12 protein-coding genes are annotated in these 12,785 nt (G+C 65.1%); 3 read left to right on the forward strand and 9 right to left on the reverse strand.

Annotated features, from left to right (window positions below; translation table 11 throughout):
* Nucleotides 1–12 precede the first annotated feature (12 nt).
* A complete protein-coding gene (locus tag MYCSM_RS24230) occupies nt 13–255 on the forward strand; it encodes a hypothetical protein (protein ID WP_015308811.1) in 243 nt (80 codons plus the stop codon).
* Nucleotides 256–317: 62 nt separating this feature from the next.
* Here the strand turns inward: MYCSM_RS24230 and MYCSM_RS24235 are convergent, their stop codons facing one another.
* Both MYCSM_RS24235 and MYCSM_RS24240 read right to left on the reverse strand, forming a co-directional pair.
* The gene (locus MYCSM_RS24235) at nt 318–1,562 is read right to left on the reverse strand and encodes a serine hydrolase domain-containing protein (protein ID WP_015308812.1); all 1,245 of its coding nucleotides are present in this window, start codon (nt 1,560–1,562) and stop codon (nt 318–320) included.
* Between the two features lie 133 nt (nt 1,563–1,695).
* The gene (locus tag MYCSM_RS24240) at nt 1,696–2,442 is read right to left on the reverse strand and encodes a class I SAM-dependent methyltransferase (RefSeq protein WP_015308813.1); all 747 of its coding nucleotides are present in this window, start codon (nt 2,440–2,442) and stop codon (nt 1,696–1,698) included.
* Nucleotides 2,443–3,118: 676 nt separating this feature from the next.
* On the opposite strand from MYCSM_RS24240, the gene MYCSM_RS24245 reads away from it, so the two are divergent.
* Nucleotides 3,119–3,541, forward strand: a complete 423-nt coding sequence (locus tag MYCSM_RS24245; RefSeq protein WP_015308815.1) for a VOC family protein — start codon at nt 3,119–3,121, stop codon at nt 3,539–3,541.
* Between the two features lie 96 nt (nt 3,542–3,637).
* Here the strand turns inward: MYCSM_RS24245 and MYCSM_RS24250 are convergent, their stop codons facing one another.
* A complete protein-coding gene (locus tag MYCSM_RS24250) occupies nt 3,638–4,072 on the reverse strand; it encodes a nitroreductase/quinone reductase family protein (protein WP_015308816.1) in 435 nt (144 codons plus the stop codon).
* Nucleotides 4,073–4,285: 213 nt separating this feature from the next.
* The gene (gene ychF, locus MYCSM_RS24255; protein ID WP_041312618.1) at nt 4,286–5,359 is read right to left on the reverse strand and encodes a redox-regulated ATPase YchF; all 1,074 of its coding nucleotides are present in this window, start codon (nt 5,357–5,359) and stop codon (nt 4,286–4,288) included.
* A gap of 83 nt (nt 5,360–5,442) precedes the next feature.
* Between ychF and MYCSM_RS24260 the strand changes: the two genes are divergently transcribed.
* Entirely contained in the window at nt 5,443–6,534 is a 1,092-nt protein-coding gene (locus MYCSM_RS24260; RefSeq protein WP_015308818.1) for a DUF6542 domain-containing protein, read from the forward strand.
* On the opposite strand, the gene MYCSM_RS24265 is transcribed toward MYCSM_RS24260, so the two are convergent.
* From MYCSM_RS24265 to MYCSM_RS24285, 5 genes are read right to left on the reverse strand one after another with little or no spacing between them, the layout of a single operon-like run.
* A complete protein-coding gene (locus MYCSM_RS24265) occupies nt 6,531–7,157 on the reverse strand; it encodes an FHA domain-containing protein (RefSeq protein WP_015308819.1) in 627 nt (208 codons plus the stop codon). The genes MYCSM_RS24260 and MYCSM_RS24265 overlap by 4 nt on opposite strands.
* Entirely contained in the window at nt 7,157–8,437 is a 1,281-nt protein-coding gene (locus tag MYCSM_RS24270) for a vWA domain-containing protein (protein WP_015308820.1), read from the reverse strand. The genes MYCSM_RS24265 and MYCSM_RS24270 overlap by 1 nt, the downstream gene beginning before the upstream one ends.
* A complete protein-coding gene (locus tag MYCSM_RS24275) occupies nt 8,434–9,438 on the reverse strand; it encodes a PP2C family protein-serine/threonine phosphatase (RefSeq protein WP_015308821.1) in 1,005 nt (334 codons plus the stop codon). The genes MYCSM_RS24270 and MYCSM_RS24275 overlap by 4 nt, the downstream gene beginning before the upstream one ends.
* A complete protein-coding gene (locus MYCSM_RS24280) occupies nt 9,435–11,642 on the reverse strand; it encodes a serine/threonine-protein kinase (RefSeq protein ID WP_015308822.1) in 2,208 nt (735 codons plus the stop codon). Before MYCSM_RS24280 ends, MYCSM_RS24275 begins: the two co-directional genes overlap by 4 nt.
* Nucleotides 11,639–12,784, reverse strand: coding sequence for a hypothetical protein (locus tag MYCSM_RS24285; RefSeq protein WP_015308823.1), 1,146 nt, complete (start codon nt 12,782–12,784; stop codon nt 11,639–11,641). The genes MYCSM_RS24280 and MYCSM_RS24285 overlap by 4 nt, the downstream gene beginning before the upstream one ends.
* Nucleotide 12,785 lies beyond the last annotated feature (1 nt).

Raw genomic sequence — 12,785 nt, forward strand, 5'->3', positions numbered from 1 at the left:
CAGGAGATCCTCATGAAGATCGCCAAGTTCGGCGCACCGTGGTTGGCCGCAGCCGCGATGGGAGCCGCGGTGGCGCTCGCGCCCATCGCCGGTGCCGCCACCCAGGCGGCGCCGGTCCCGACCGACACGACGCACACAGCCCCCGCCGCCGTCACCGATACCGATCCGGCCACGCCGTACGGCACGGACCCCGAGAGTCCGGCCATCTTCGGTTACCACACCTGGCTCGACGACGACGTCGACGTGCCCTTCTGACTCGGCGCCCTCACCGCCGGAGCGGCCCGCCACCCGTGAATTCTATTGGGTGGCGGGCTGTTTCACCTTGTGGTGGTCGTCGGCATCGGCGAAGAGGTCAGCGACAGGCCCGCGTAGATCTCGTCGAGCATGACCGGCAACAAAGCCTGCGCGGTCGTCTTGCCCTCTGGCGAAAGCGTCAGGTTCGTCCAAATAACCAGCGCCACATCGTTATCCGGGTCGTAGCCCATAAATGAGTTGAAGCCGGGAAGTTCGCCGCCATGGTAGAACATCGCAGCGTTGGGGCCGAACCGCTGATATGAGATCCCATACCCGTACTTCTGACCGTCAGGGGCGTTCGGATCCTCGGCCTGCAGGCTCGCCATCCACTGGTGTTGGTAGTCGGCGTTGAAGACCGTGCCCGTGACGAGGGCTTTCATCCACTTCGCCAGGTCGTCGGCTGTGGATATCGCTCCACCTGCCGCCGTGGCGTAGGAGGGGTTCTGGTTCGTGTAGTCGATCGGTGGCAAGGTGCCGGCCCGCGCGGCGGCTTGCATGTCAGCGGGATACGGCTCGTCGGCCATAGCGTAGAAGCTGCCGCCGTACATATAGCCGTGTGAGTAGGGCGCCGGCATCGCCGTGTCGTCGGCCGCGGGCAGCGATGTCTGCGTGAGGCCGACAGGACCGAACAGCCGGTCTGCGAATTGCTCGGCCAACGGACGTCCGCCGATCTTCTCCGCAATGAGACCAAGAAGCGCGTAGTTGGTATTGCTGTAGTCATAGGCGGCGTCGGGCGCGAAAAGCGGCGGATGCCGGAACGCGATGTCCAGCACCTCCCGCGGTATCCACGCCTTTGCGGGGTCAGCATCCATGACGGCCGCAAGCGCGGGATCGGTCGTGTATCCATACAGCCCGCTGCGCATCTTCAAAAGCTCTGCGACGGTGATGTTCTCGCCGTTCGGGACGTCGGGTAGATAGGCCGATACCGGATCACTGAATTTCAGCTTGCCGTCCTGGGCGAGTAGCACGATCAGCGCCGCGGTCATGGTCTTGGTGTTCGAGGCGATCCTGAAATGCGTGCCCGCCGTAGGCGGTGTGTGCGCGCCGAGCTCGGTGGTACCGACTGCAACGGTGAAGTTGCCGCGCGGGGTGTGCAGCAGCACCATCGCCCCGGGTACCTTCAGTTGCTCGGCGGCATGTTCGACGACAGCCTGAAATGCCTTCGGATCGATGGGTTTCAGCGCAGACGATGGTGCGGCGCTCGTCGCGGTCGTCGTCGGCGATGCGGTCGTCGGCTCGGTAGTAGACGAACAGCCAGCGACCAACATTGCAACGCACGCCGCAGCCAAGACTCTGCCCATAGGCGACAGTAGCCCGGCCGAGCAGCCCAAATCGGCGTTTGGGCTGAGCCGGACGACTACAGTTCGGCCACGGCCCGATGAGGATCCTCGGGCTAGACGGTCACACTGTTCCGCGCGCAGCCCATGCGGTTGCGGTAACAGTGAACGGCCCGTTGCCCAGACGTTCACGGGCCACCGACGCCAAACGAACGCGACCCTCGTCATCGAGGCGCTGGACATAATCGCCGGCCGGGCCGACACCGAATGTGTAGGGCTCCCACCATTCCTCAAAGCTTGGATGAACAACGTCGACCGCTATCGAGTCTTCCTCCACATCGCGCAGCCCCGCAGCGTCGAACAGCTCCGTCAGGTGTCCCCTGTGCGCGCCGGAAAGAAGCGCCTCATCTTCGGCCTCAGGGTCGATCACGTGAACCGCATCCCAGAACGGCGCCAGGGCACCGGTCGGCCCGTCCCACACGCACGCCGCGACCACGCCGCCGGGCCGGGTCACGCGCGCCATCTGTCCGATCGCCAGCACCGGATCCGTCATGAAGTGCACGACCAGCTGCGCAAGCGCAGCGTCGAAAGCCGCAGTGTCGTAAGGCAATTCCTCGGCTGTGCCTCGACGCACCTCGATCTCTGGGAAGCGCGCGCGGATCGCGTCGACGAACGGCGGCGAAGGATCGATGGCGGTGACCTCGGCACCACCCGAGAGCAACTCCGCCGTCAACGCGCCGGGCCCGCAACCGACGTCGAGTACCTTTGCCTCCGGGCCGATCCCGGCGAATGCCACAAAGACCTTGGCAAGAGGCTCGGCGTACCGGCCCATATACCGCGTGTAGGCGTCCGGCGACACGACGAAACTCATCGGAAAATCCTACGTCGGTTGGCCTGCTGCTCCAGCCAATACGCTCTGCCGGCAGAATAATCGCAGGTCAAGGCCAAAACTGTGTTACGTTGAACACCTACAGAAGTAGGAAAAATGAATAGTCGTCTAAACAATTTCTGGTACGCAATCGAACATCCGCTGGGACCGTCGCGGGAACTGGCCTCGTACGCAAACCATCAGGAGAGCGTGGAGCAATTGATTCGGGAGATGAACGAAAGAGTCCTTCCGACCCAACGTGGGCCAGAACACTCGTCTGACGAATAACAAATCCGCTTCGTCCGCTAGTCATGTGACGCGCTTGTCTAGTCAGCCTTTTCAGCCAACGCGATGCGCTCGGGGCTAGACCCTGGTCAGCGTCGGCGGCCCCCGCCGCTCGAGCGTCCAGGGCTTCATGAACGAGACGCCGCCGACGCAGCACGTCGCGTCGGTTATAGAGAATCTCCATCGATTCGACGAGACTTTCATCGAAATCGAGTTGCGCCATTGCCGAAGGCTACCGAGTGATCTTTGCTGACGGACGCGGTCGAGCAAAGCCGTCCGTCGACGTCGTGCTAGACATTGAGGCGGAACTCCACCACGTTGCGGTCGGCCTTTCGATCCGGACTCCTTACTGTTTGTTACCGATGCGTCATGACAGCGCTGAAAGAATGCGGATATGACGGCACCAGCAATTATCGGGCTCGGGCATCTGGACTTCACAGTCTCCGACGGTGATCGGGCGATGCGATGGTGGGAGCAGGTACTGGGTTTCAAGCTTCTCGCCGCTAACTGGGAGGGACCGGGATTTCGGGGATGGACCATGGCTCACCCCAGCGGCCTGGTTGTCACAGCTGTGACGCACGCCGAAGGCGACGCTACGGCGTTTGATGAACGCAAGGTGGGGCTCGACCACGTGGCGTTTCGTGTCAGCGACCTCGCCGCCCTTGAAGCGTGGGCAACCCACCTCGACGCGCTCGGCATCACGCACTCAGGTGTTCAAGACGCAGGGGGAAAACGTGGGGGCCCGCTCATCGTCTTACGCGACCCCGACAACATTCAGATCGAATTGACGGCGGGCTGGCACATGTCACCGGCCTAACCAAAGCGCAGCTCAGCTCGTCGATCGAGACGTTGATTCGAAGCGGACCTGACCACGTCGGCGTCGGCCCAGGAGGTCCGAATCCGGCCGCGAGCACTAGCGTGCTTCGTCTAGAGGCGTCAACCGGATGACCGGGATCGTCCGCGCCGCACCACTTCGCTTGTCGTGCAAAGCGAAAACGTTGCTGAGCCGGTCAATGGCGAGCTCGTACAGGCGGTCTCGGTCGGCCCCGACGGCTTCCCTTGCGAGGAACGAACCGCCCCGAGGGCCTATGTGCAACTCACATTCGGGGTGAGCGCGCAGGTTGTGATACCACGCCGGATGGCGGGAGCCTCCGTAGTTCGACGCAATGAGTACTACGTCATCACCGTCCGTGAAGTAGGCAAGTGGAACTTCTCGATGTTCGCCGCTACGCGCACCCACCGAAGTCAACACCACCATCGGCAAATTAGCGCTCAGCTTCAACCGCCCCCTCGTGGCTTTGATCAACGGCGCCTCGAAGCGGTTGATCCTCGGCCAGACGTGAGTCATAGCAGCCTTACTGAGGACGATGGGAGCACCCAGCCACCACCACATTCTCCGTCGCCATCGCCCGCGATTCTGCAGATCGACGCGTGTGATTCCTTGGATCGTGTCCCCCGACTCCACCGGCTGATTTTAGGGCCAGCTCCAAGGACGTCGCGGCATTTCACATCTGCTTAGCAGGCCCATGCTTCAGCCAGTCAGTGTCCAGCGGCTTTGCCGCTAGACGTTGAACCGGAATTCGACCACGTCGCCGTCGGCCATCACATAGTCCTTGCCCTCCATCCGCACCTTGCCCGCGGCCTTCGCTGCCGCCATCGACCCGGCCGCAACAAGGTCATCGAAGGACACGATCTCGGCTTTGATGAAGCCCTTCTCGAAATCGGTGTGGATGACACCGGCGGCCTTCGGCGCGGTGTCGCCCTGGTGAATCGTCCACGCGCGCGACTCTTTTGGACCCGCAGTCAGGTAGGTCTGCAACTTCAACGTGTGAAAACCCGCCCGCGCCAACGCATCCAGCCCACGCTCGGTTTGACCGATCGACTCGAGCAGCTCGGCGGCCGATTCGTCATCGAGCTCCTGCAACTCGGCCTCGATCTTCGCGTCGAGGAACACCGCGTCCGCCGGTGCCACCATCTCCCGCAGCGCGGCCACCTTCGCGTCGTCGGTCAGCACCGCCTCGTCGGCGTTGAAGACATAGAGGAACGGCTTGGTCGTCAGCAGGTTCAGCTCCCGCAGCTGTGAGGTATCCACCGTCGCCGCGAACAGCGTGGTGCCGCCGTCGAGAATCTCCTGCGCGGCCACCGCGGCCTCGTGCGCCGCACGACGGTCCTTATGTGTTCGGGCTTCCTTCTCCAGCCGCGGTATTGCGCGCTCGAGCGTCTGCAGGTCCGCCAGGATTAGTTCGGTCTCGATCACCTCGATATCGGACTTCGGATCGATCCGGCCGTCGACGTGGGCGACGTCGTCATCGGTGAACACCCGCACCACCTGACAGATCGCGTCGGCCTCGCGGATGTTGGCCAAGAATTTATTGCCAAGACCAGCGCCTTCCGACGCACCTTTGACGATTCCGGCAATATCCACGAAGGTCACCCGCGCCGGTACGATCTTTTCGGAATGAAACATCTCGGCGAGCGTTGACAGCCGCGGATCCGGTAGCGGCACCACGCCCTCATTCGGTTCGATCGTCGCGAACGGGTAGTTGGCTGCCAGCACGTTGTTGCGCGTCAGCGCATTGAACAGAGTCGACTTGCCGACATTTGGCAGTCCAACGATTCCCAGGTTCAGGCCCACAGGCACCAGAGTCTAGGAGATGTGATGGGCGCGCCAGAAGCGCGCTGACAGCTACTTTTAGGTAGAGCCGGTACGGTCTACGTGTGTCAGCTCAGCGCGCGCGGTCGGCGGTCACGGCCGACCAACGCTCTGCACACCCCAATATTCCGGGTGTTCCGTGGTGGGGTGCGGTGCTGATTGCCGTCACACTGACCGCCGTCGGGTTCGCCTACGACGCCGGCTCCGGCGCCAAAGACCTCAGCATGTTTTTCGCCGCGACATACGTGTTGGGCTGCCTCTTCGCCGTACTCGCCGTTCGTCAATCCGGCCTCTTCACCGCCGTCATCCAACCGCCGCTGATCCTGTTCGGCGCCGTCCCGACCGCCTACTTCCTGTTCCACGGCGGCCAGCTCGGCGGCATCAAAGACCTGGCGATCAACTGCGGCTACCCGCTGATCGAGCGGTTCCCACTGATGTTCTTCACGTCGGCCGCCGTCCTGCTGATCGGCATGGGTCGCTGGTATTACGGCATGTCGTCGCGCCGCGCTACCACCCGATCCACGGCCAGGGACACAGAAGAGAAGGCAAGCGGCCGTGTGTCTTCGGTCACATCGAGGGTGTCCTCGTTGCTGACGAGTGAGACGGCCGAGCCCGACGACGCCGCAGACACCTCAGGGTCGTCGCGCCGCAGGCACACCATCGACCGTCCGACGCGCACGGCCAAGTCCAGCAAGTCGGCCGCAGGCACCACCCGCACCCCCAGAACAACCAAGCGCGCGACCCCGTCGCGGTCTCGCCATGCCCGGCCGCCGGAGACCGAACTCATCGAGCCGGTCGCCGAGCGGCCCCGCCGGCCGCGCACACCACGGCAGACCGACCCGCCCCCCGTGCCCCCGGCGGAACCGCGCCGGCGGTCGCGCACGTCGTCGACGCGCGAACCCCGCAAGGCGATGCCGACCGAAAGGCGCGCGTCCTACGAGCGGCCCGAGCGCTCCGAGCGCACCGAACGACGCCGCCGCTACGACGACTACCCGCCGCGAGAGCCTCACGTCAGCAACGGAAATGGCACGCATCACCCGGTCTCGCGAGTGCGCTACCGGGGCGCCGACGACGCCGACAACCGGACAGAGCACCGGTCCCGGCCGCGCGCATCGCGCAGCAACTGGGAAGCCGACAGCTGGGAGTACGACATCTAACCGTGCACGATCGTGATCGTCGTCCACGCGCCAACATGGATGCGATCACCGTCTGCCAAGGGCGTTTCTTCACCTTCTGCCAGGCGGTCATTGCTGCCATTGAGGCTGGTCCCGTTGGTCGATCCCAGGTCGGTGACGGTAAGGCCGGAGTCGCGGATTCGGAGCACGGCGTGCTGCGTCGAGACGCCGCGGTCGGCAGGATGGATGCCGAGGTCGATCTCGGGTTCCACCCCCTGCTTCGCGTTCCCCCTCCCAATCAGCGTCGTGTCGCCCTGTAGGGCGATCCGCCGCGCCGGGAAGAACTGCGGAAACTCGACCGTGTCGGGGCCACCCTGGGCGAGCACCCGTTCATAGAACTCGCGGTCGGCGTTCACAACGGCAGTCCAGCCGACCGGCTTAGCGGTCGGCGGCGGAGCAGGTGCCGCCGACGGTTCGGGCAGCGCAGAGTCGTGTCCGCATGCTTCGCAGAACCGGCCGCTCACGGGCATTCCGCATGCCGGGCAGGCCTTGGCCTCCGCCGGTGGTGGCGAATCCGGTTGTCCCGCAAGGTTTCCGATCGGCGCACCGCATACGTCGCAATAGTCGGCCGCCTTCGACGTGTGCCCCTCGACGCAGGTCGGCATCAGGTCTCCTTCCGCACACGCGCGGTTCGGGTGGACCTGGCGTCGAGTGCCATCTCGTCGGCGGCTGCGACCTCCCGGCGCAGTTGGACCGTGCCGGTACGCTCGTCGACCTCGACTACCCGTCCGAGCAACTTGGCGGTGCCGTCGTTGCCCGATTCGACGGCAAGTTCCATCGCGCGCTGCAGTTTCGCGGTGGCCGTTTTGACGTCGCCGGCCTTGCGCGCGCTCAACCCCTCCTGAACCGCCGCCGCCAGCTCTGCCTGGCCCGTGTAGTGCGCCACCCGTCGACTGATCTGCGCCGACAAGCCGGTGTCGGCGGTCCACATCGCCTTGACCAACCCCTCGCCAACAACCTCGTCGCCCGCAACGACGCTCACACGCGCCGCCAACTTCTCGCGGCCGACCGCCGCCGGCTCCACCTCGACCTGAATGTGGTAATCGCGGTCCTCTGAGCCCCACGAACCCAACGGATATACGCCGCACTGGTTTCCGGCCTCGACGCGGCGGTGTGTCAGGTCTTCGACGGTCGGCGCGACTTGTTTGACGAATCCGATGGTTGCGCCTGCCGGCGTCCACAGCCGCAATGTCAGTTCCGGAATCGCCTTGCCCATCGACGCTTTCATCATCGAGGCGAAGTCGTCGGCCAGGTCTTCGGGGTCGGCGACAATGTCTACGGTGCCGAGCAACGCGGTCGAGATCGCGCGCAGCTCGTCGACCTCCCAGGCGGTGCCGATGCCACGGCAGTCGCACGTGAATTCGCCTTCACTGAGCCCGATTTCCTGGCCCAGATCCTCTGGCGTCTCGTGTTCGTCTTTGCCGTCGGTCAGCAGGATCGCGTGGACGATCGCGCCCTTGCGCTGTCCCACGATGCTGCGCACGTGTGCCAGCCACGTGCCCATCGCGGTGCCGCCGTGCGGCCGAAGGCCGTCGACCGCACGCATGGCCGCCGCCTTGGTTTCCGTGCTCGCCCGCGCCAGTCCCTCCGCGGGGTAGACGCTGGCAGCCTTCTCGGTACCGTCGACGATCGTGAAGTAGGTGCCATCGACGAGTTCCATGATGGCCGCGGCGGTCGCCCGCTTCGCTGCCTCGAATTTCTCAATGGGTGCCTGCATGGACGTCGAGCAGTCGATGATGATGGCCTCGACCCGTTCGGGCGCTGACGTGCTCGTTGCTACGTCGGCGCTGATGCTGACGATGGCGTCGACCGTACCGCTGCCTTCTGCCAGGTACGGGTTGTGATCGACATCTACCGAAATGCCTTGGTGTTCAGCCGAACTCATGGCGTCCCTCCGATCGGGATGATGACAACGGTGATGTTGTCCTGGCCACCGGCGTCCAATGCGTACTCAGTCAGCGCCCGGGCCGCGGCACTAGGCTCGACGCCGATGCAGAACCGGGCGATGTCGGCGGCCTCGGGCAGGTAGTTCCACAATCCGTCGCTGCAGAGCAACAGCGCGCCGGGGCCGTCGGCGGTCATCGTCTGCACACTCGACTCCGACCACGGCTCGGGATCACTGTCGGCGCCTAGCCACCGGGTCAGCGTGTGCGCGCCGCGACGCACGGCTTCCGAATCGGGCGAGGCACCCGCGGTGATCAGCTCTTGCGAGAGCGAGTCGTCGACCGTCAACTGTTGCGCGGACGCGGGCGGATCGGGCAGCCAATATGCCCTGCTGTCACCGACATTACCGACAGTGACCTGTGCCGAACCCGCCGTCGGGATGACGATCATCGCGGTGTAGGTGCACGACGGCGCTGAGGGAGAGTCTGTGCCAGCCGCAACCGCTGCCTCCGCTGCGGCGGCCAACCCCGCCAGCATCGCCGCACGCACCTTCTTGCTTGCCGCAATCGCTGCGAGCATCGCGTCGACGCCCGCCTTGGAAGCGGCGACCGCTGCCTTGTGCGCCTCATCGGAACTGGAGACCCCGTCACACACCACGACGGCGATGGCGTCGGGTCGCGTTTCGTCGCTGCCTACCGACATCCCTGCGGCGGCGGCATCCTCGTTGCCGGCGTGTTCGATGCCCCGGTCGGTGATCAACACCACGGAGCCAAGAGTCGACTCGTCTCGATCGGGCTGCGCGCGGCGATGCCCGCAGACGGTGCAGTACTCGTCAAACGGCGCCTCGTTGCCGCAGTCCGTACACGGCGCGTCCGTAGCCGGGGGCCGCGGGATGGCCACTGTCCGGACCTTCGACAACGAGCCGCCGCAGTCCTCGCAGAACCGGTCAGCGGGCGCAACGGCGGTTGCGCAATGTGGACACGTCGCCTCGGAACTGGTCATACGCGTGACCTCGGCCGGATCTTGTTCGCCTTCTCCACCAACGCAATTCTGTCCCACATGTCGGGCGTCTCGTGCGCCAACTCGCGGTAGCTGCGTTCCATCCCGGAGCGGATCCTCGGCTCGTCGAAAGCCGCACCGAGCAGCCACCCCGTGCTGCTCTTGTGCCCAGCCCCCACCCAGTTCAGCGCGGCTTCGAGTACCCGCAGCCGGATCAGTGCGCGCTTGGTAGCCGACTCGATGTTCAGCGCTTCGGCGCGCTTGCCCGCGTCGAGCAGGATCTGCTCGTCGAGTTTGTCGGGAGTTCTACCCTCGAGCAGGATCTCGATTGCGGTCGCGCCCGCCGGCGTGAAATGCGCTGAATCGTTGGGCACTTGGTCAAGCGCCGCGACCGCGCCCGCACTGTCGCCGGCATGCACTCGCTGCCGCGCCAGCCCGAAAGCGGCGCTGACGTAGCTCCTGTCAGTCCGCCACACTGTCTGGTAGTAGCGTGCGGCCGCGCCGCGGTCGCCCCGTAATTCGGCGGTGGCCGCGATCGCCATTTTCGGGGCGAGTTCGCCGGGCAGCGCCGCCAGCACCGCCTCGAAATCGGCTGCGGCCTTGTCGAATGCGTGCTCCAGCAGCGCGCATTGCCCGCCGTACCAACTCAACCGCCAGTCTCCGGGGATCACCGCCTCCAATTCGGTGAGTCGCTTGCGGGCATTCTCGGGCGCACCGATCTCGAGCGACGCGCGCACCAGCCGCAGCGGTACCTCGATCGAGGACCGGTTGGCTTGCTGCGCGCCCGATCTGGCCAGGTTGAGCGCATGCTCGAGTTGGGCCGCAGGGGTGCCGCTGGTGGTGGCGAGCACCGCGGCGCCGGGGTCGGTGGGATCGACCACGGGGACGGGCAGCGCGGCGATCACCCCTTCCGGATCCACCACCACGTCGATACCCGCGCCGTAGATGCCGCGTTGCGGGCTGAAGTACCTCGACATCCGGGGCTGTGGGGTGTCGCGCTCGACGGCGACAATCTCGTGCAGCACCCCGGTCAGTTGGTCCGCCAGCTCCTCCATGGACGCGAACCGGTAGGCCGAATCACGTTCGGTGGCACGAAGAATCGCGCGGTACAACGATTCGTGCTTCGCAAGCATCGGCACGGTGTCCGGACCGGGCAGCTGTTCGACGAAGCGGCCCTTCTCCTGCGGCACGTCCATCACGAGCACGGCGAGCGTCCGGCCCACCGTGTAGATGTCACTGGCGACCGTGGGACCGGTCTCGGCAATCTCCGGCGCCTGGTAGCCCATGGTGCCGTAGATCGCGCTCTCCTCGTCATCCATGCGGATCACCGCGCCGAGGTCGATGAGCTTGACCTGATCTTCGGTCTGCATCACGTTGTCCGGCTTGAAATCGCAGTAAGCCAGGCCTTGTGAGTGCAGATAGCTGAGCGCCGGAAGGATTTCGACCATGTAGGCGACCGCCTGATCGGGCGGCAGCGGACCGTCGAGCTCCTTGCGCATCTGTTTCAGCGATTTCCCGCCGATGAACTCCATCACGATGTAGCCGACCGGAACGCCCGCAGCATCCGGATGCTGAACGAAGTTGTAGATCTGGACGATGTTCGGATGCTGGACCCCGGCAAGGGCGAGAACCTCCGCCTTGGCCACCGCCATTGCCTCGGCATCGCCAGAATTCAGCAGGCCCTTGAGCACCACCCAGCGGTTCTCGACGTTGCGGTCGGTCGCAAGGTAGATCCAGCCGAGGCCGCCGTGCGCAATGGCTCCCTGCACTTCGTATTGATTGCCGACGACGTCGCCGCGAGAAAGCTTGGGAACAAACGAGTATCGCGTGCCACACTCTGGGCAGAAGCCCTCGGTGCGGCCGGGCTGTCCGTGCCGCCCGCGCCCCACGGGCTTGTTGCAGTCATGGTTGCCGCAGTAGCGGCTGCTCTCCGGTACCTGTGGATCGACGAGAATCGCCGCGGCCGGGTCGCCCTTGGGTATGCGCGGCATGTCCACGATCCCGGCGCCGAGGCGGCCACGGGAACTGCCTCGCGTCGAACCCGTGCGGGAGGTCCGCACCGATGCCGTGCGCGCCGACGGGACTGAATGCCGTGGCGCGGTTGCTACTGAAACCGCCTGCGGTGCTTCGGGTTCCGGGGCGGTACCGCAGACGTTGCAGTAGCCGTCGACGACGGTTCCGTCGCATCCCGCTTCGGCGCATTTCATTCCGTCTTCTCCTGCTTGTCCGCAATCATCTGCTGGTAGTCCGAGATCGCGCGGGTCACGGCGCGCAGATCGCACGGCTGCCGCGACAGCAGACCCTTGGCTATTCGAATGCACGCCAACAGGTCTCGGTCCTCCCCCAACCCGAGTCGGGCGGCTTTGGCTTGGTAAACCGTCAGCCGTCCCTTGAGCTCAGTGCGTCGGTCGAGCAGCCCCTGCGCGAGTTGCTGTTCCTCGTGCGCGGCGCGTAGTGCGGCGTCGATGCGGCGCCGAAGCGATCGAAGCGCTTTCGGATCCGGTGAGGTGATCGCCGCTAGCTCGGCGCGCAGGGCCGGTTCGGCGTCGCTGCGCGCCGGGAACGTGCCCGCGAGCACCTTCTGTACGGCGAGCTCACGGATCTGCGTCGCGCGCACATTCGCCTCCCGCAATGCATCGAGGCTCTCCGCGGTGGCGCTGACATTGGCCGCCCAATTCGACTGTATTGCAGCCAGTTCGGCGAGCTCGGCCGATCGCCGTTCGACCATGTCCGCGATGGCGTTGATGCGCGCCTCGATATCGCGGGTGGACAAGGACAGTGGGTCAGTCGCAGTGACCTCTAACAGGTCGGCGAGATCGTCAGGTCCGGATGCCCCCGCCTCGTCGAGTCGTTTCCGCGTCGGTGCCAGCTTTTCTGCAACAAGCGAGTTGACGCGATCGACGGCGTCGAGGAATTCGACGATGGCCGGATACACCGCGTGCATCCGCTCCGCCGTGTCGGCGAGCCCGACATACTCGATCGACTCACCGAGTCCGCTGATCTTTCGCTTTGCCAATGGGATTGGCTGCCGGGATACCTCGAGCGTCGGCTCACGCAGCAGCTTCGTCAACTCGCGGAGGTCGTCGTCATCGGGCTTCGACCGCCGCGCCCGCACCTGCCGGGCCGAGTCCAGTATCGACGTCATCCTGCGCAGGTCCTCCCACAGCCCGCTGAGCGACTTCTCGATGACCGTCCACCGTTGCGCCGTCAGACCAGTCGGCTCATATACCCGTACGTGTTCGAGTCCCGGGTGGTTCTCCAGTTCGACCAGCGTTGACGACATCGCCGCGACTTCCTTTGTGCGCGATTCGAGTTCGCGATCGATTTCCTCGGTGGTCAGCACGCGCATG

Origin of the sequence: Mycobacterium sp. JS623, assembly GCF_000328565.1 — a bacterium.
GTDB lineage: Bacteria > Actinomycetota > Actinomycetes > Mycobacteriales > Mycobacteriaceae > Mycobacterium.

Coding starts and splice junctions, on each gene's coding strand:
- MYCSM_RS24230 (WP_015308811.1), top strand. CDS start 13: ATGAAGATCGCCAAGTTCGGCGCACCGTGGTTGGCCGCAGCCGCGATG.
- MYCSM_RS24235 (WP_015308812.1), bottom strand. CDS start 1,562: ATGTTGGTCGCTGGCTGTTCGTCTACTACCGAGCCGACGACCGCATCG.
- MYCSM_RS24240 (WP_015308813.1), bottom strand. CDS start 2,442: ATGAGTTTCGTCGTGTCGCCGGACGCCTACACGCGGTATATGGGCCGG.
- MYCSM_RS24245 (WP_015308815.1), top strand. CDS start 3,119: ATGACGGCACCAGCAATTATCGGGCTCGGGCATCTGGACTTCACAGTC.
- MYCSM_RS24250 (WP_015308816.1), bottom strand. CDS start 4,072: ATGACTCACGTCTGGCCGAGGATCAACCGCTTCGAGGCGCCGTTGATC.
- MYCSM_RS24265 (WP_015308819.1), bottom strand. CDS start 7,157: ATGCCGACCTGCGTCGAGGGGCACACGTCGAAGGCGGCCGACTATTGC.
- MYCSM_RS24270 (WP_015308820.1), bottom strand. CDS start 8,437: ATGAGTTCGGCTGAACACCAAGGCATTTCGGTAGATGTCGATCACAAC.
- MYCSM_RS24275 (WP_015308821.1), bottom strand. CDS start 9,438: ATGACCAGTTCCGAGGCGACGTGTCCACATTGCGCAACCGCCGTTGCG.
- MYCSM_RS24280 (WP_015308822.1), bottom strand. CDS start 11,642: ATGAAATGCGCCGAAGCGGGATGCGACGGAACCGTCGTCGACGGCTAC.
- MYCSM_RS24285 (WP_015308823.1), bottom strand. CDS start 12,784: ATGCGCGTGCTGACCACCGAGGAAATCGATCGCGAACTCGAATCGCGC.